Source organism: Rhizobium sp. RU33A (assembly GCF_900156055.1).
Lineage (GTDB): Bacteria > Pseudomonadota > Alphaproteobacteria > Rhizobiales > Rhizobiaceae > Allorhizobium.
In genome coordinates this window covers 747,423-763,646 of sequence record NZ_FTMQ01000002.1, presented here as the reverse complement: position 1 = coordinate 763,646, position 16,224 = coordinate 747,423, and the positions used below count along the sequence as shown (strand labels likewise).

19 protein-coding genes and 2 pseudogenes are annotated in these 16,224 nt (G+C 61.8%); 12 read left to right on the top strand and 9 right to left on the bottom strand.

Features of this window, described 5'->3' with window-relative positions; translation table 11 throughout:
• Positions 1-15: 15 nt before the first annotated feature.
• Both BW978_RS09600 and BW978_RS09595 read right to left on the bottom strand, forming a co-directional pair.
• Positions 16-693: an SDR family NAD(P)-dependent oxidoreductase gene (locus tag BW978_RS09600; RefSeq protein WP_076394422.1), complete on the bottom strand. Its 678-nt coding sequence runs from the start codon at positions 691-693 to the stop codon at positions 16-18.
• 52 nt (positions 694-745) lie between these two features.
• Entirely contained in the window at positions 746-1,156 is a 411-nt protein-coding gene (locus tag BW978_RS09595) for a thiol-disulfide oxidoreductase DCC family protein (protein ID WP_076394420.1), read from the bottom strand.
• 140 nt (positions 1,157-1,296) lie between these two features.
• On the opposite strand from BW978_RS09595, the gene BW978_RS09590 reads away from it, so the two are divergent.
• The 5 genes from BW978_RS09590 to BW978_RS09570 all read left to right on the top strand — a co-directional run bounded on the left by BW978_RS09590 (position 1,297) and on the right by BW978_RS09570 (position 4,616).
• Positions 1,297-1,698 carry a rhodanese-like domain-containing protein gene (locus tag BW978_RS09590; protein ID WP_076394961.1) on the top strand — a complete coding sequence of 134 codons (402 nt, stop codon included), beginning with the start codon at positions 1,297-1,299 and terminating at the stop codon, positions 1,696-1,698.
• Between the two features lie 197 nt (positions 1,699-1,895).
• Complete coding sequence (locus tag BW978_RS09585) at positions 1,896-2,195, top strand: hypothetical protein (protein ID WP_076394418.1); 300 nt, start codon at positions 1,896-1,898, stop codon at positions 2,193-2,195.
• A 130-nt stretch (positions 2,196-2,325) separates the two neighbouring features.
• The gene (locus BW978_RS09580) at positions 2,326-3,192 is read left to right on the top strand and encodes an aldose 1-epimerase family protein (RefSeq protein ID WP_076394416.1); all 867 of its coding nucleotides are present in this window, start codon (positions 2,326-2,328) and stop codon (positions 3,190-3,192) included.
• A 172-nt stretch (positions 3,193-3,364) separates the two neighbouring features.
• Positions 3,365-4,177, top strand: coding sequence for a cyclase family protein (locus tag BW978_RS09575; protein WP_076394404.1), 813 nt, complete (start codon positions 3,365-3,367; stop codon positions 4,175-4,177).
• Positions 4,178-4,187: 10 nt separating this feature from the next.
• The gene (locus BW978_RS09570; protein WP_076394402.1) at positions 4,188-4,616 is read left to right on the top strand and encodes a carboxymuconolactone decarboxylase family protein; all 429 of its coding nucleotides are present in this window, start codon (positions 4,188-4,190) and stop codon (positions 4,614-4,616) included.
• Positions 4,617-4,652: 36 nt separating this feature from the next.
• Here BW978_RS09570 and BW978_RS09565 read toward each other — a convergent pair whose 3' ends face one another.
• A complete protein-coding gene (locus BW978_RS09565; protein WP_076394400.1) occupies positions 4,653-5,090 on the bottom strand; it encodes a hypothetical protein in 438 nt (145 codons plus the stop codon).
• A gap of 3 nt (positions 5,091-5,093) precedes the next feature.
• On the bottom strand, positions 5,094-5,360 hold the full coding sequence (locus tag BW978_RS09560) for a type II toxin-antitoxin system Phd/YefM family antitoxin (protein ID WP_076394398.1): 267 nt from the start codon (positions 5,358-5,360) through the stop codon (positions 5,094-5,096).
• A gap of 122 nt (positions 5,361-5,482) precedes the next feature.
• Between BW978_RS09560 and ade the strand changes: the two genes are divergently transcribed.
• The 4 genes and pseudogenes from ade (at position 5,483) to BW978_RS09535 (ending at position 8,535) form a co-directional block, all read left to right on the top strand.
• Positions 5,483-7,177 carry an adenine deaminase gene (ade, locus tag BW978_RS09555; RefSeq protein WP_076394396.1) on the top strand — a complete coding sequence of 565 codons (1,695 nt, stop codon included), beginning with the start codon at positions 5,483-5,485 and terminating at the stop codon, positions 7,175-7,177.
• 50 nt (positions 7,178-7,227) lie between these two features.
• Entirely contained in the window at positions 7,228-7,428 is a 201-nt protein-coding gene (locus BW978_RS09550; protein WP_076394394.1) for a hypothetical protein, read from the top strand.
• A 204-nt stretch (positions 7,429-7,632) separates the two neighbouring features.
• Positions 7,633-7,734: pseudogene (locus BW978_RS09540) on the top strand (type II toxin-antitoxin system YoeB family toxin); the annotation flags it as partial.
• Positions 7,735-7,743: 9 nt separating this feature from the next.
• The gene (locus BW978_RS09535; RefSeq protein WP_076394390.1) at positions 7,744-8,535 is read left to right on the top strand and encodes an ion channel; all 792 of its coding nucleotides are present in this window, start codon (positions 7,744-7,746) and stop codon (positions 8,533-8,535) included.
• A 3-nt stretch (positions 8,536-8,538) separates the two neighbouring features.
• Here BW978_RS09535 and aac(6') read toward each other — a convergent pair.
• Positions 8,539-8,992 (bottom strand): annotated as a pseudogene (gene aac(6') / locus BW978_RS09530) (aminoglycoside 6'-N-acetyltransferase).
• Complete coding sequence (locus BW978_RS09525) at positions 8,989-10,650, bottom strand: beta-galactosidase BglA (protein WP_076394388.1); 1,662 nt, start codon at positions 10,648-10,650, stop codon at positions 8,989-8,991. Before BW978_RS09525 ends, aac(6') begins: the two are co-directional and overlap by 4 nt.
• Positions 10,651-10,829: 179 nt before the next feature.
• Between BW978_RS09525 and BW978_RS09520 the strand changes: the two genes are divergently transcribed.
• Complete coding sequence (locus tag BW978_RS09520; protein WP_076394386.1) at positions 10,830-11,924, top strand: glycosyltransferase family 4 protein; 1,095 nt, start codon at positions 10,830-10,832, stop codon at positions 11,922-11,924.
• A gap of 9 nt (positions 11,925-11,933) precedes the next feature.
• Here the strand turns inward: BW978_RS09520 and der are convergent, their stop codons facing one another.
• The 3 genes from der to BW978_RS09505 all read right to left on the bottom strand — a co-directional run bounded on the left by der (position 11,934) and on the right by BW978_RS09505 (position 14,756).
• Complete coding sequence (gene der / locus BW978_RS09515) at positions 11,934-13,355, bottom strand: ribosome biogenesis GTPase Der (protein ID WP_076394384.1); 1,422 nt, start codon at positions 13,353-13,355, stop codon at positions 11,934-11,936.
• A 40-nt stretch (positions 13,356-13,395) separates the two neighbouring features.
• A complete protein-coding gene (locus tag BW978_RS09510; RefSeq protein WP_076394382.1) occupies positions 13,396-14,067 on the bottom strand; it encodes a tetratricopeptide repeat protein in 672 nt (223 codons plus the stop codon).
• 110 nt (positions 14,068-14,177) lie between these two features.
• On the bottom strand, positions 14,178-14,756 hold the full coding sequence (locus BW978_RS09505) for an NnrU family protein (protein WP_076394380.1): 579 nt from the start codon (positions 14,754-14,756) through the stop codon (positions 14,178-14,180).
• 129 nt (positions 14,757-14,885) lie between these two features.
• Here BW978_RS09505 and BW978_RS09500 point away from each other — a divergent pair, with 129 nt between their 5' ends.
• On the top strand, positions 14,886-15,902 hold the full coding sequence (locus BW978_RS09500; RefSeq protein ID WP_076394378.1) for a polysaccharide deacetylase family protein: 1,017 nt from the start codon (positions 14,886-14,888) through the stop codon (positions 15,900-15,902).
• Between the two features lie 88 nt (positions 15,903-15,990).
• Complete coding sequence (locus BW978_RS23525; protein WP_175616863.1) at positions 15,991-16,146, top strand: hypothetical protein; 156 nt, start codon at positions 15,991-15,993, stop codon at positions 16,144-16,146.
• Positions 16,147-16,224: the final 78 nt, after the last annotated feature.

Here is a 16,224-nt window from a genome sequence, read left to right as displayed (position 1 = left end):
CAGCATTGGCGCCCGTCAATCGGCGTAGATCATTTTCCGCGTCATGCCACCATCAAGCGTCAGCACCGCTCCGGTCATGAAGCCGGCATCGGCGAGATAGAGGACGGCTTTCGAGACGTCCTCCGGTCGCCCGACGCGGCCGGCTGGATGTTGAGCGTGATCTTCTGGCCGCAAGTCGCCATCTCCCGAGATCCAGCCGGGCGCAATGCCATTGACCCTGATCTTCGGGCCGAGACTGATCGCAAGGGCATGGGTCAGCCCGAAGAGACCACCTTTCGAGGCGGCATAGGCTTCCGTATTCCTCCCCGACATGAAGGTACGCGTCGACAGCATGTTGATGATGGAGGCCCCCTCACCCATCAGCGGCACAGCGGCACGCGTCATCAGGAAAGCCGCCGTCAGGTGGCTGTCTGTAACCGTGCGCCAATCGTCGAGCGAGAGAGAGGTGATAGAGCCTCGATCTGGACTGGCAATCCCGGAATTGTTGACCAGCAGATCGAGGCTTTTCCAGCCGAGTTGGTCGAAAGCGGACGCAACGGCCGCCTCATCCGAGACATCACAGCGAACCGACCGGATGCCGGCCGGCCCCTCCTTCAGATCGAAGGAGGCAACCTCGTAACCGGAAGCCTGGAGAGCGGTGCAAACTTCTGCGCCGATAAGGCCGGCGCCGCCTGTGACGATTGCATGTTTCATGAAGCCCTCAACGGCGACAGACGGGGAAAGTTTCGCCCGGTTTTCGCCAGCGTTACAGCAGCCGGTCGCGATACTCCGGTGACGGCAGCCAGCAACTGTCGCGCTTGCCGAACAGCCGGTAGCGATTGCGCGCGATCAAGAGGTAGAGCGGGTCCCGGATAAAACGGGGGACAAGCCGAAAGACGGACAAGACCTTCAATGGCCAGCCGAGGCCGGCATAGATCGACAACACCGCATCGCTGTCGCGCAGCATATGCTCGCCGTCGACCACGATGATGCTGTCCGGATTGCCAGGATCGATGCCGAAACGGCGATAGAGCGCCGAACCCACCTCGCCCTGCATCGAAGCCAGACGAAACCGCTTCTCGCCATCTTGCGAAAGCACGAATTGCGCGTTGGCCGAACACAGGATGCATTCGGCATCGAAGAGGATGATTGGGCCGCCGGCGGGTATGGTGTCCATGAGAGGCAATCTAGGCGCCTCTAGGACCATCGACAATGCGGCAAGCCGTCATTCTCGGTAACGCAGATCGTGACAGACGCTGCAACAGCGTTAGGATGGCGGAATCTGGCAACAGGCGGGAAGAGGTCAAGAGGATCGACATGAAGAAGGGCTACAAGGACTTGCTGGCGGAGGCGGAGGCACTGGTCGAGGCGGTGGATGCGTCGGAGGCAGCCCGTCTGCATTCGGCGAGCAATGTCGTCTTCGTCGATCTGCGCGACCCGCGCGAGCGCGAACGGGAAGGCACGATCCCGGAGGCTTTTTCCTGCCCGCGCGGTATGCTGGAATTCTGGATCGACCCGGAGAGCCCCTACCACAAACCCGTCTTTGCCGAGGGCACACTCTTCCTTTTCTTCTGCGCCAGCGGCTGGCGCTCGGCGCTGGCGACGAAGACGGCACTGGAGATGGGACTGGAGAACGTCTGCCATCTCGAAGGCGGCTTTTCCGCCTGGCGCGATCGGGGCCTGCCAGTCGAGACGGTCATGGCGAAGACAAAGGGCTGACGGGCACCGGCGACCGGCCGCACGTTGAATACCGAGGTCCATTGCTCTATCCTGGAGCGTGATAGCCGCACGATCGCAACCCTCGCGCATGACGGCGACGAGGCTGGGTCGATGCTCCGCAACGGCCCGCGTTCGCCTTGTCCGTGACAGGAGGTCATGGCAGGTGTCGTAAGGGCCAGTCTCGTGAGGAGACGATCATGGTCGAACGCATCAGCCGGACATCTCCAAGTGCTGCCTCTCTGCAGACGGAATCTGGCCAAACTCTCAACCTGGGTTCCGACGCGCAAAACGCCTGGGTCGCGGCCCGCCAATCGAAGATCAATCACGACCTCGAGGAACGGCATCAGCGGGATGCAGATGAGAAGAGCGCCGAGGATGAAGCGGTGACGGACGACGAAGCGCCCGAGGAGAAGCGCTTCTCCGGCGAGAGCGAGCGCATCGGCACCCAGAATTTCGATGAAAACACCCCGTTCGGCGAGCGTGTCACGATCGTCTGAAAAGGAGCCTCTCTTCAAAGGAACCGCCAGCGTAGACAGCCCGCAGGGCTAGGGAGGGAAGCTCGACATATCCGCGTCGCACTTTGCCGCCAATGCCATTAGGGTGCGGCCAAACAGACGAGGACCCTTCATGCCCCCTACGATTCGCATCGCCAACGACGAACTCGCCGTCGAGGTCTCGACGCTCGGCGCAGAAATGCAGTCGCTGAAGACAGCGGATGGCCGTGATTTCCTCTGGGACGGCGATGCCACCTGGTGGACGGGGCGGTCCCCCATCCTCTTCCCCATCGTCGGCAAGGCGCCGGACGACCGGCTGGCGATCAACGGCAAGACCTATCCCATGGCGCAGCACGGCATCGCCCGCCGACGGGAGTTTGCAATCGTCGAGCAGACGGCGACGGCCTGTCGCCATGAATTGGTCTCGAGCGACGAGACGCGCGAGGTCTATCCCTTCGATTTTCGCCTGACGCTGGAGCACCGCCTCGACGGACGAAGCCTGTCGGTGACGGCAACCGTCGAGAACATCGGCAATGAGCTACTGCCCTTCGGCCTCGGTTTTCACCCTGCCTTTCTCTGGCCTTTGCCAGGCGCCGAGGGCAAGCCGCATCATGTTCAGCTCGACAACGGTGCCGAACCTGCCGTGGTGCAGCTCGAAGCCGGCCTGATTGGCAAACGCCTGCCCTCTCCCTTCACGGCCGGGAGGCTCGATCTGAACCATGCGCTCTTTGCCAATGATGCACTGGTCTTCCCCGAAGATGCGGGCACGGGGCTCACCTATGCCGCAGAAAGTGGGCCCTCGATGCATTTCACCTTCGAGAACCTGCCCAATATCGCCCTTTGGCAAAAGCCCGGCGCCCCCTTCCTCTGTGTCGAACCCTGGCACGGCATGGCCGCCCATGCGGGCGGGACCGCAGAACTGGTCGAACGGCCCTATACGGTGGCGCTGCCGTCCGGCGATCTCATGCGCTTCGGCTTTACGGTGGAGATCAGGGGGTAAGAAAAAGGTCCCATGCGACCCGGAGCAAAAGCGCGCCTGGTCATCGATGGCGGCGGTCATCTCCGGGAAATCCCCCAGACTGCGCTTCGAGACCAGCGCCCGAGACACCTCTTGCTCGCTGCCATGCTTCGGCTACTCTCCAAGGGTTACCAACCGTGGAGAGGGCAGGCCTATGTGCAATCATTGCGTGATCGAGAATGTGAAGCAGAACATGCTGTCGCGGCGCTCGCTGTTCAAGGGCATGGCCTTTGCGGGCGCGGCCGTCGCCGCCGGCGGAGTTTGCAAACCGGTTCTGGCGCAACAGAGCCCGAGCAAAGTGGTGGACCTCACCCACGCTTATGACGAGACCTTCCCGACCTTCGACGGGAATCCGGGCATCGAATATGAATGGGCGGTCAAATTTGAGGGTAACGGCTACCAGCTACACAAGCTGACGATCTTCGAGCATACGGGCACCCATATCGATGCGCCCTTCCATTTCAGCGCCGACGGCAAGAGCGTCGACCAGATCGAACCGCAACAACTGGTCGCCCCACTCGCGATCATCGACATCACCGACCGCGCCAAAGAAGACGCCAATGCGACGGTCGAGGCGGCAGACGTCGAGGCCTGGATCAGCGCCAATGGCGAGATCCCTCAGGGCGCGGTCGTGGCACTTCGGTCTGGTTGGGCGAAGAAGGTGAGTGAACCCGCCTTCCGCAATGACGGTGAAGGCAAGTTCGCCTTCCCGGGCTTTGCCAAGTCGGCGACCGACCTGCTCGCCACCCTCGACGTGGCGGCAATCGGCGTCGATTCGCTGTCGCTCGATCCGGGCAATTCGGCCGACTTCGCCGTGCACAACAGCTGGCTCCCGGGCGGGCGCTACGGCATTGAATGCCTGAACAATCTCGAGGAGCTTCCGGTCACCGGAGCGACAATCATGGTCGGCGCCCCGAAACACAAGCGCGGCACCGGTGGCCCGGCCCGCGTCCTGGCGCTGGTTTAAGGACGACCACATGGCTGTCCTCCCTCTCCTCAGCGACGAGCAGGCGAGCGCGGAAGCGCTCGCCGTCTTTAACGATATCAGAACAAAACGCGGCACCGATTACGTCAACAACTTCTGGCGAGCGCTCGCCCATGATCCGGACGAACTCAAATCCGTCTGGGAGCGTCTGCAGACCGTGATGGCACCTGGCGCCCTCGACCCGCTGGTCAAGGAACTGATCTACATCGCGGCATCGGCGACCAATGGCTGCGCCTATTGCGTTCATAGTCACACCGCCTCCGCCAAGTCCAAGGGCATGACGCCCGAAATGCATGCCGAACTCCTGCAGGTCGTTGCCATGGCAAGCCGCACCAATGCGCTGGCGGTGGCGCTCGGCGTGCCGGTGGATGAACGGTTTGAGGCTGAACCGAAGGCGAAAGGGCTGGAACGGGGGCGGTGACGGGAAAGCGGGTATAATGTCGCCCAATGCGTCCCGCTATTCGCTTCTGGGCACAAACCCTGCTCTGCCCGCCCGGGCAAGCTGCACAAACCGGTCTCGCACCTCAAGGAACAGTTTGCGCGGCAACAGTCCGTAGACAACACGGCTGCCCGCGTCGGTCTCGAACGGCCGCAGATCCGGGCCCGGCCAGAAAAATCGGTTGGCCTCGGTCAGGACGATGAATGACGGCAAGTCATCGAGTCCGAGACGCTGCTTGGTGGCAGCGGGGATCGCGACTGCATGGCTGGGGTCCGAAGGCGGCGAATGGGTGATGGGCAGGACCACCACCTGTGTCTCGCCGTCATCCCGTGCCAAGGCCAGGATGACGGCACAAGGCCGATCCTTGCGCCCTTCCTCCAGCCCGCGGCCATACTCGTCATGCCATAGATAGGAATAGCGGATGACCTGACCTGACTGCGGCAAGTCTATTGCCATGTGTCAGCGATCCAGCTCGTCGTCGAACGCATCCGCGCCCGATGATGGTAAGCTTTTGGCGATTTCCTGCAACTCCGCCTCGGAGAAATCCGCCCCGGCCAGAACCTCCCGGTCGCGCCTTTTGAGCCGCTGATATTCCTCGGTCGAGATCATCACCGTGCGGTCGCGGCCATTGCGCGTGATCACGACGGGTTGCGTCAGCGCAAGATCGAAGTAGCGGCCACTCTGCCGCTGAAACTCCGCAGCACTCACCTTCACCGGATCAGCCATCCAAAAGCCCTCTCAGCCATACATAAGATCAGTATTATACATAGAATATGTCATTTCAAGATCGTTGGCTCGCTTCCCTCAAGAGGCTACACTTGAGGGAACAACAGAATCGGAGACGCCGCATGACCGACCTCGAACGCCGCATCGATCAGGGGACCGGCCGCGAGCCGGCGGATCTCGTGTTGAAGGGTGGGCGCTTCTTCGATCTGGTCACCGGCGAACTGGTTGCCTCCGACATCGCGATATCAGGTGAGACGATTGTCGGAACCGTCGAGGATTATGAAGGCCGCGAGGTCATCGACATCACCGGCAAGATCGTCGTGCCCGGTTTCATCGATACCCATCTGCATATCGAAAGCTCGCTGGTCACGCCGCATGAATTCGACCGTTGCGTACTGCCTTATGGCGTGACGACCGTGATCTGCGACCCGCACGAGATCGCCAATGTCCTGGGCACCGAGGGCATCCAGTTCTTCCTGGATTCCGCAGAGCAGACGATCATGGACATCCGCGTCCAGCTTTCGTCCTGCGTACCGGCCACCCATCTGGAAACGTCGGGTGCCGACCTGCCGATCGAACGGTTGTTGCCCTTCCGCGATCATCCGAAGGTCATCGGGCTTGCGGAATTCATGAATTTTCCGGGCGTGATCCACAAGGATCCGATCTGCATGGCAAAGCTCGAAGCCTTCCAGGACGGCCATATCGATGGCCATTCACCGCTGCTCTCGGGCCGCGATCTGAACGGCTATCTCTCTGCCCGCATCCGCACCGACCACGAATGCACGAGTGCTGCGGAAGCCATGGAGAAGATCCGCAAGGGCATGCACATCCTCGTGCGCGAGGGCTCGGTGTCGAAGGACCTGCACGCGCTGATGCCGATCTTGACCGAGCGGCTCTCGCCATTCCTCGCGCTCTGCACCGACGACCGAAACCCGCTCGACATCGCCGAACAGGGCCATCTCGACTATCTCATCCGCGAGGCGATCAGACACGGCGTCGAGCCGCTGGCCGTCTACCGCGCCGCCTCGATTTCGGCGGCCCGTGCCTTCGGGTTGCGTGACCGTGGCCTCGTCGCCCCCGGCTGGCGGGCCGATCTCGTCGTGGTCGATAGCCTCGAAAACTGCAAGGCCGAGATGGTCTTCGCCGCAGGTCGGCGCGTCACCGATGCGCTCTTTGCCACCCGCAAGCCGGTCGCCCCCGTCGGCCTCGACAGCGTCAAGGCCAGGGTCGTCAAGGCCGCGGACTTCGGCGTGCCAGTCGCAGAGGGCGAAACACCCGTGATCGGCGTCATGCCCGGCAAGATCATCACCGAACACCGCCGCTACCGCCTGCCGACCTCGGGCAACCAGACCTCCGTCGATCTCGAAAACGACGTGATCAAGGTCGCCGTCATCGAGCGTCACGGCAAGAACGGCAACCACGCCAATGGCTTCGTTCAGGGGTTCGGCCTGAAGAAGGGCGCCATCGCCTCGACCGTCGGCCATGACAGCCACAACATCTGCGTTGTCGGCGTCTCCGAAGAGGACATGGCGACCGCCGCCAACCGGCTCGGGGAAATCAAGGGCGGCTTCGTCGTGGTCGAGGACGGCAAGGTCACCGGCGAGATCCCGCTCCCCGTCGCCGGTCTGATGAGCCTGGAACCCTATGAGAGCGTGCGCGACACGCTGCATAGCTTGAGAAAAGCGGCCTATGCCCTTGGAACGCAACTCGAAGAGCCCTTCCTCCAGGTCGCCTTCCTGCCGCTGCCGGTCATCCCGCACCTGAAGATCTCCGACAAGGGCATGGTGGATGTCGACAAGTTCTGCCTGATAGGGTGAGGATTGGAAGCGGACCATAGAAGTCTTATGGTTGAGGCGAGGATGAAGCCATGACCCGTCTCGAACGTCTTGTAGAAATGGTCCGCGAACTGTCGCCGGAGGAATTCGACACCTTTGCGGCCTCGGTGGAAGAACTGCGCGCCGAGCGCTGGGATCGGGAGATCGAACACGATTCGGCAGCAGGACAACTGGACAAACTCATCGAGGGCGCGTTGGCATCTCACGCGGGTGCGCGAACGCGGCCGCTGTGAACCACCACACCGGAGTTCTGGACTTTTTACAACGCGCTTCCAGAAGCGGTTCGCAAACTCGCCGACCGTAACTTCGATCTCCTGAAGGCCGATCCCCAGCATCCATCTCTGCACTTCAAGCAGATCGGTAAGGCCTGGTCGGCGAGGATCGGCTCTCATGCGGATTACGATAAACTGATCACTCGATGATCGCTGTGTGCTAGAGGCATGTGGTCCCGCCGCATCACCCAGGAACACAGGATCGTCTACGCCGTTGTCGGCATGGGAGAAGACCAGACGCTCCTGCAATGCCGCTACCATTACTGACGAGGGCCCATGGCATCCGAGACTGAAGGCAATCGAACCAAGCCGTTCCGCCAGCGCCTCGTTCGCCTCTATTATGGCCGAGACACCGCCGCGATCCGCTTCCAGTTCACGCTGATGGTGATCGACATCGCGATCATCGGCTTCTTCCTCGCCGGACCCTATCTGCGTGACCGTCCGAGTTACCTGATCCTCGACTACATGATTGCCGCCTGGATTGCCGTGGAGTTGATTGCCCAATGGTCGGCCTCTTGGTCGACGCGCCGTTTCCTGATGCGGCCGATGACCTGGATCGATTTGTTCGTCCTCTGCACGCTGCTATTTCCGCAATGGCTGTTCAACTTCGCCTTCCTGCGCGTGGCGCGCATCTGGGCCGTCGCCCAGCGGCCGGTCTTCAAACTGATGCTGAACCGGCTCGGCCTGAAGGAGCAGACGGATGTCGTCACCGCCTTCATCAATCTCTTCGTATTCCTCTTTCTGGTGACAGGTTTCGTCTACACCTTCTTCTTCTATCGCGAAGATCCCGGCACCGGCTTCATCGATGCGATGTATTTCACCGTCGCGACCGTGACGACGACGGGTTTCGGCGACATCACGCTACCGGGCACCTTCGGCAAGTTGACGTCGATCGTCACCATGATCATCGGCATATCGCTCTTCGTGCGGCTCGCCCAGGCGATCGTCCGTCCGAGCAAGGTGACCTTCCCCTGCCCGCAATGCGGGCTGCAGCGACACGACGTCGACGCCGTGCACTGCAAGGCATGCGGCCATGTGCTCAACATTCCCGATGACGGCGCGGTCTGATCGTCAAAGCGACTTGCGGAAATAGACGACCCGCTGGGTCTCTTCGAAGCCCAGTGCCGCATGCATGGCGTGGGAGACGGTATTGTGGATCTCGGCATCGGAAGCGAGTTCGCTCAGGCCTTCATCCTTCGCCCAATTGGTGACGGCCGCGACGAGGCTCGCCGCCACGCCTTGCCGACGGAAAGACGGATCCACCACAATGCCCTCCAGCAAGGCCGCCGGCGAAGTCTCGCAGCCATTGACATAGTCCGGATCGCATGCTCGCCTCGGCAAGCCCAATCGCGTTGCCGGTGGCACTCAGACAAACGAAGGCTACAAGCGTCTCCGGCTGTGCCAGCGTATCAACGATTTCCGCCTGGTGTCCCTCAAGCGACAGGTGCGGCCAGAGCTGATGGCGAAGGGACGCCCAGGCGTCGAGATCTTTTTCTGTCGCTCGCCGACCCCCAAACCCGGTCATGACAAACGCGCGCAAATGCCATCCAGCGGCCCAAGGCGGATTTCGCCATCCATCACCGAGCCGGTCAGGCCGGGCATGGGAAACACCTCGCGCACGCCATGGCCCTTCGGCAAGCCGATCTCCTGCGGCCCCCGGCGGAGATTGAAGACGAAGAGCAGCCTATCATCGCCCTTGGATCGGATGAAGGCGAGCACATCCTCATTGGTCGCCAGAAACTCCATGTCCCCGTCGATCAGCGCTGGATGGCTCTTGCGGAAGGCGAGCGTCGAGCGGTAATGGGCGAGCACTGAGCCTCCATCTTTATCCTGTGCATCGACCGAAAGCGCCTGATGCTCCGCCGGCACCGGAAGCCACGGCTTGCCCGTGGAAAAGCCGGCCTGCGACTTGCCCTTTTCCCAGACCATCGGCGTACGACATCCGTCGCGCCCCTTGAAGGCGGGCCAGAAGCGGATGCCATAGGGATCACGCAGATCCTCGAAGGCGAGCTCCGCCTCGGGCAGGCCAAGTTCCTCGCCCTGATAGAGGCAGATCGAGCCGCGGAGAGCCGAAAGCACTGATATGGCGAGCCGCGCTACGGCCTCCCGCTCCTGCGGCTGCTGCACGAAACGGCTGACATGCCGCGTGACGTCATGGTTGGAAAACGCCCAGCAGACCCAGCCGTCCTTGACTTGTTTCTGGAAGCTTTCGACGCAGTGGCGGATATGGCTGGGCGTGAAGTCTGGCCCCAGCAGGTCGAAGGTGTAGCACATATGCAGCTTGTCGCCGCCGGACGTATAGGCCGCGACCGTCTTCAGGGAACGGGCTCCATCGCCCACTTCCCCGACCGTGGTGCGATCCGGATACTCGTCGAGCAATGCCCGGAATCGCTTGAGGAACTCGACATTCTCAGGCTGTGTCTTGTCATGGAGATGGCTCTGCATGCCGTAGGGATTGACGTCGGGCGCATCGAGGCCGGCGTCCTCGCTGTCTGGAACATGCGGAGGATTGTCACGCAGTTCCTTGTCGTGGAAGTAATAGTTCACGGTGTCGAGCCGGAAGCCATCGACCCCGCGATCGAGCCAGAACTTCACCGTGTCGAGAACGGCATCCTGCACCGCCTTGTTGTGGAAGTTGAGATCCGGCTGCGAGGCGAGGAAGTTGTGCATGTAATATTGCTTGCGCACCCCGTCCCACTCCCAGGCGGGGCCACCGAAGACCGAGAGCCAGTTGTTAGGCGCCGTACCATCCGGCTTGGCGGCCGCCCAGACATACCAGTCGGCCTTCGAATTATCCCGGCTCGCGCGGCTCTCCTTAAACCAGGGATGTTGGTCAGAGGTGTGTGAGATCACCTGGTCGATGATCACCTTGAGGCCAAGGCGCTTGGCCTCTTTCATCATCGCGTCGAAATCGGCAAGCGTGCCGAACATCGGATCGACATCGCAATAATCCGACACGTCATAGCCCATGTCGGCCTGCGGCGAGGTGAAGAAGGGCGACAGCCAGATGGCATCGACGCCGAGCGAAGCGATGTAGGGGAGCCGCTCGATGATGCCCTTGATGTCACCGATCCCGTCGCCATCCGTATCCTGGAAGGAGCGCGGATAGACCTGGTAGATGACGGCGCCCCGCCACCAGTCGGCCGCATTGGAACGGGTGGGTTTTGCGGGTGACTTTGTCATGGTGGATCCTTTGAGCGGGAATCGTCAGGTCGCGCCTAGGGAATCGGGTTCGGGCACCGATGTCAAACGACCGTTCTTCGACTGACATCAGACTGTAATATTGGACCCGCATAAGGCGGTCAGAGCTTCAGAGGGTGAATCGCCGCTCCGGCGGCCGTTCGGATGAGGGCGGACACGCCATGCCGAGACTGACCATTGTGACCGATGCCTGGCACCCGCAGGTCAATGGCGTCGTCCGCTCGATCGAGACGACCAATCGCGAACTGCAGAAGATGGGCGTCGAGGTCTCGATGATCACGCCAGCCCCCTTCCGCAGCGCCCCAATGCCGACCTATCCGGAGATCCGCCTGTCGCTGGTGACGCCGCGCCGCATCGGGCGGACGCTGGAGGAGCAGCAGCCAGACTACATTCACATCGCCACAGAGGGCCCACTCGGCCTGATGGCCCGGCGCTGGTGCCTCAAGCACAAGCGTGCCTTCTCGACGACCTATCACACACGCTTTCCCGAATATGTGGCGGCCCGTCTGCCGGTGCCGCTGTCCTGGCTCTATGCCTATGTCCGCTGGTTTCACAATCGCGGCGGCGCCTGCATGGTGGCGACCGAAAGCCTGAGACGGGAACTGGCATCACAAGGTCTCAACAATCTTTGCCTCTGGAGCCGTGGCATCGATACGAGCCTGTTTTACCCGCGCGAAAAATCTGAAAAACCGTTCGGCCTGCCCCGTCCGATCTTCATGACAGTCGGTCGCGTCGCCGTGGATAAGAACCTGCCGGCCTTTCTCGATCTCGATCTGCCGGGATCCAAGGTGGTGGTGGGTGACGGCCCTGCTCGCGCCGATCTTCAGGCGCGCTATCCCGACGTGCATTTCACCGGCATGAAACACGGCGAGGATCTCGCTCGGGCCTATGCAGAAGCCGATGTCTTCGTCTTCCCCTCGAAGACCGACACTTTCGGCAACACGATCCTCGAAGCGCTTGCCTCCGGTATCCCCGTCGCCGGTTATCCCGTGACCGGCCCCATCGATATCATCCCGTCCGGCTCCAATGCCGGCGCCATGGATCGCGACCTGCAGATCGCTTGTATCGCAGCCCTTCAGGCCTCGCCCCAGGCTGCACGGCGGCTTGCCGAGACCTATTCCTGGGAAGCGGCCACTCAGCAGTTCTTCGACAATGTCGTGGAAGCGAAAGAGCAGCGCCGCAGGCGGGGCTTAAGGCAGCGCTTCGGCATCCGCCCGCAGGACGCGGACAGCTATCAGGCACCGGCAACCGAGTAAGGCTGTAGGTCAGCGGCGGCGCTTGCGGCCCTCGAATGGGTTCTCGCCCGCCTTGAAGTGGATGCGGATCGGCACGCCCGGCATATCGAAATCAGCGCGCAGACCATTGGTCAGATAGCGCACATAGCTTTCCGGCAGCGCATCGGGACGCGTGCAGGAAATCATGAAGGCCGGCGGACGGGCCTTGACCTGCGTCATGTATTTCAGCTTCAGGCGACGGCCAGAGACGGCCGGTGGCGGATGCTGGGTCGTGACGCTATCCAGCCAGCGATTGAGCTTCGCCGTCGAGATCCGCTTGTTCCACACCTTGTCGGTGTCGACGATGCTCTGCATGAGCTTTTCCAGGCCATAACCGGTATGGCCCGAGATTGGCACGGCGCGGATGCCACGTGCCTGCGGCAAAAGTCGTTCTGTCTTTTCGCGAAGATCGTTCAGGAACGCCTGCGGATCCTCGACCAGATCCCACTTGTTGAAGGCGAGCACGGCGGCACGACCTTCGCGCAGGCAGAGATCAACGATCTGCAGATCCTGCTTTTCGAAAGGAATGGTTGCATCGAAAATGATGACGACCGTTTCGGCAAAGCGGATGGCACGCAGCGCATCGGCGACGGACAACTTCTCGAGCTTTTCCTGCACGCGCGCCTTCTTGCGCATGCCGGCGGTGTCAAACATCTTGATGGTGCGGCCGCGCCACTCCCATTCGACCGAGATCGAATCGCGGGTGATGCCGGCCTCAGGCCCCGTGAGAAGACGATCCTCGCCGAGGAAACGGTTGATCAGCGTCGACTTGCCGGCATTCGGACGGCCGACGATCGCGACGCGCAGCGGCTTGCTTTCGTCGTATTCGGGTTCGAACTCTTCGTCCTCTTCGCCCTCGCCCTCTGTCAGAACGATGTCGGTTTCGGCCTCATCGTCCGGCTCGGGGAAGGCGCGCTCCTCGCCGAGCGCCTCAACGATGGCGTCCCTGAGATCAATCATGCCCTGGCCGTGTTCGGCCGAGATCGGCACGGGTTCGCCAAGGCCGAGCGTATAGGCGTCATAGAAGCCGGCATCGGACCCGCGGGCTTCCGACTTGTTAGCGACGAGCACCACCGGTTTGCCGCGCCGACGCAGCATTTCGGCGAGCGACTGGTCCACCGGTGTCAGACCGAACTTGGCATCGACGACGAAGAGGGACAGATCCGCCTCGTCGATCGCCGCTTCCGTCTGGGCCCGCATGCGGCCTTCGAGCGTTTCCGGGCCTGCCTCTTCGAGACCGGCCGTATCGATGATGGTGAAGCGCAGGTCCACGAGCTTGGCATCGCCCGGACGGCGGTCGCGGGTCACACCCGGGGTGTCGTCGACCAGCGCCAGCTTCTTACCGACGAGGCGGTTGAAGAGCGTGGACTTGCCGACATTCGGGCGCCCGACGATGGCGACTGTGAAACTCATGGGAACGCTAGCTTTCCGGCCTTACGAGGCCTTGTCGTTGTTACGGCGCCTTGCCCGACGCCTTGATGTTGTCGAGCAGCATCTGGGCGCGGTTGGCGACATTGCGCGGGGTTTCCGCATCTTCACTGATCTGTTCGAACCATTCGCGGGCACGGACCATGTCACCGGCCTTGTAGGCGGCGAGACCCAGCGCTTCGCGGGCGGCATGGCGCATGGCATTGGTCGGCGTCGCCATGGCCTCGACGAGCGCCGAGACATCTTGGTAAGTGCCGGTATCGACGAGCAGCCAGGCGGCGCGGATCTTCGCCGTGTTGCGTACGGCATCCGGGATAGAGGCATCGTCGCTGATCGTCTTGAACGACGCGATGGCGCCGGCCGGATCACCCTTTTCGGCCATGACCGAGGCGCCACGGAAACGGGCAAGCACGCCATAGGCGCCGTAACCCTCCTGTTCCAGGGCCTGAAGTGCGGCTTCCGCCTCGTCGCGCTTGCCCTGGTCAGCCAGATTGAGCGCGGCCAGGAACTTGTCGCCGGCATCCGACGCCTGGGTGGAATCCCAATGGGTCCACACGCGATGACCGGCGGTACCGAGCACGATGACGACGGCGACACCGATGATCCAGCGGCTGTAGCGCTTCCAGGCATTGCGCACCTGGTCGGAGCGAAGCTCCTCGTTCACTTCGCGGATAAAGCTGTCGTTCTGGTCAACCATTCATACTCCCGGACATCGCCGGCCTTTCCATGCAGTCTCTCATGCGTGAGCGGCCTTCTAGCCGATTTTTGCCCGCTTGTAAGGGGAAAACCGCCAACAGCCTTAAGCCGTCACATGGTGAGCGGCGCAACACCGATCAACAGTTTGTGCAGCCACATGGTGATGACGGCCCAAGCGACGATGCCACCGACCACGGCAATCGCATCGAAGCGGGCAGAGACGAAGGGCTTGAGCACCAGTTCACCCGCCCGCACACGGCGCTTGTAGCTGATGCGCAGGACCACGCCCCAGGCAAGAAGCGCGACGAACATCAGGATCGAGGCAAGATCGCCGTTGGCGAGCAGGTGAGCTGCGGCCCAGATCTTGATCGACAACACGATCGGATGCTTGGTCTTGGTGGCGATATGTCCGGCCGGCAAGAAACCGGCCACCAGACAGATCATCGCAAACAGCATAAGCGTCGTCGTCAGGTGGTTCATGCCCATGGGCGGGAACCACACATTGATGACCGGAGCGGTCGCATAACCCCAGATCAGCACGACCAGGGATACCAGGCTCATCACCGAATTGATCACCCGCCAGCCCGTCTCGCCGAAGCGGTCGATCATCGAGAGCCGGAAACCGGGTGCGACGACGCGGATGAGATGGGTAGCCAGAAACAGGATGATACCGAGGATGAGAAGCGTCATGGGTCAGAACCTTTCAGGTCGAGTTGCCCAAAGCCTTAATGGTCCGGCGATCGAATTTCCAGAGCGTTCAAAGCTTCGCCGCATTTGGATGGGAGGCAACGCACCCTGTTGATTGCCGGGTAGTTGTTGATGTTTCGTAGCCTGATTGCCTTTTCCCTCGCCGCAATGGCGACCACCGCGTTTGCCGAAGCGCCTGACCCTACGGCAAAAGGTGCGGAAGAACAGAGGCCGAAACAACTGCTGCTCGTCTCCTTCGACGGCGCGCATGACAACAGGCTCTGGGCGCGCAGCCGCGAGATCGGCCAGAAAGCCAATGCCCGGTTCACCTATTTCCTCTCATGCACCACGCTGATCCCGCGTGCCCGTGCCGGCGACTACAAAGCGCCAGGCATCAAGGCGGGGCGCTCGAACATCGGCTTTGCCATGAGCGCGGAGGAAGTCGGCAACCGGCTCGACCACATCTGGAAGGCGCGAACCGAAGGCCATGAGATCGCCAGCCATACCTGCGGCCATTTCGACGGCAAGGACTGGAGCAAGGCAGAATGGCTGACGGAGTTCGACGCCTTCGACCGGGTTCTGGCGAATGCCTGGAAGGATAACGGCTTTGCCGATCGCGAGCCGAATGGCTGGGCAGATTTCGTTGAGAATGACATCACAGGTTTCCGCGCACCCTATCTCTCGGCACCGGAAAGCCTGTTTCAGGCCGAGCGCGAACACGGCTTCCGTTATGATGCAAGCATCGTCACACACGATCCGACATTGCCGGTCGAAGAAGGCGGACTGGCCCGGTTCGGCCTGCCATTGATTCCGGAGGGTCCGAGGGAACGACGCATCATCGCCATGGATTACAACCTCTTCATCCGCCATTCCGCCGGTATCGACCACCCGTCAAAGGCAGACGAATTCGCCGAGCGCAGCTACCAGGCGTTCCGGTCGGCCTTCGACCGGCAGTATGACGGCGAACGCATCCCCCTGCAGATCGGCCTGCATTTCGTCGAGATGAACGGCGGCGCCTACTGGATCGCCATGGAACGGCTGGTAACGGAAGTCTGCGCTCTACCCGATGTGGCTTGCGTTACCTATGCCGAAGCGCTCGACATGCTGGAGGGCCGGACCAATCCGGCCGCATCCCCGGGCGCCATGTGATCGGCATCTTATCGGCATGTGATCGCATGACGCATTTACTTCCCGGCGGACAGACCCGATATGCCGGGCAAACATCTCGGGGAAATCCATGAAGATCCTGTTCCTCCTTGCCTGTGCCTGCGTGATTGCCGCCACCATCGGCGCTGTCGCCATTGGACTTTCGCTGTTCACCCAACCGGAAGCCTATGCCGCCCTGCCTGCGAGCTTTGCCACGACGGTTTTGGTGTCGCCAAGCTTCGGCTGACGACCTCCTTCATCGCAAACACAAAGGCCGCACCGGTTTCCCGGCGCGGCCTTTGCCATTTGGTCACGTTGTCTCGAT